The organism is Lactobacillus corticis (genome assembly GCF_018327645.1).
Classification (GTDB): domain Bacteria; phylum Bacillota; class Bacilli; order Lactobacillales; family Lactobacillaceae; genus Lactobacillus; species Lactobacillus corticis.
Genome location: NZ_BMAY01000027.1, coordinates 1 through 617, shown reverse-complemented (window position 1 = coordinate 617; position 617 = coordinate 1). Strand labels below are relative to the sequence as shown.

General features: G+C 51.7%; 1 rRNA gene. It reads right to left on the bottom strand.

Annotated features, from left to right (window positions below):
- A 23S ribosomal RNA gene (locus KI210_RS08560) occupies window positions 1-617 on the bottom strand; the annotation flags it as partial.

Here is a 617-nt window from a genome sequence, read left to right as displayed (position 1 = left end):
CTTCTGAGCCAACGTCCTAGTTGTCTACGCAACTCCACATCCTTTTCCACTTAGCATAGATTTGGGGACCTTAACTGGTGATCTGGGCTGTTTCCCTTTCGACTACGGATCTTATCACTCGCAGTCTGACTCCCGAGCACGCTTCAATGGTATTCGCAGTTTATCTGGATTCAGTAACCCCTGACGGGCCCCTAGTCCAAACAGCGCTCTACCTCCATTGACCTTCGCTCGAGGCTAGCCCTAAAGCTATTTCGGAGAGAACCAGCTATCTCCAAGTTCGTTTGGAATTTCACCGCTACCCACAGCTCATCCCCGCAATTTTCAACTTACGTGGGTTCGGTCCTCCAGTGCGTTTTACCGCACCTTCAACCTGGCCATGGGTAGGTCACTTGGTTTCGGGTCTACATCATACAACTCTTCGCCCTCTTCAGACTCGCTTTCGCTCCGGCTCCGGCTTTTCTGCCTTAACCTCGCTATATAACGTAACTCGCCGGTTCATTCTACAAAAGGCACGCCATCACCCCTTAACGGGCTCTGACTACTTGTAGGCACACGGTTTCAGGTTCTCTTTCACTCCCCTCCCGGGGTTCTTTTCACCTTTCCCTCACGGTACTGGT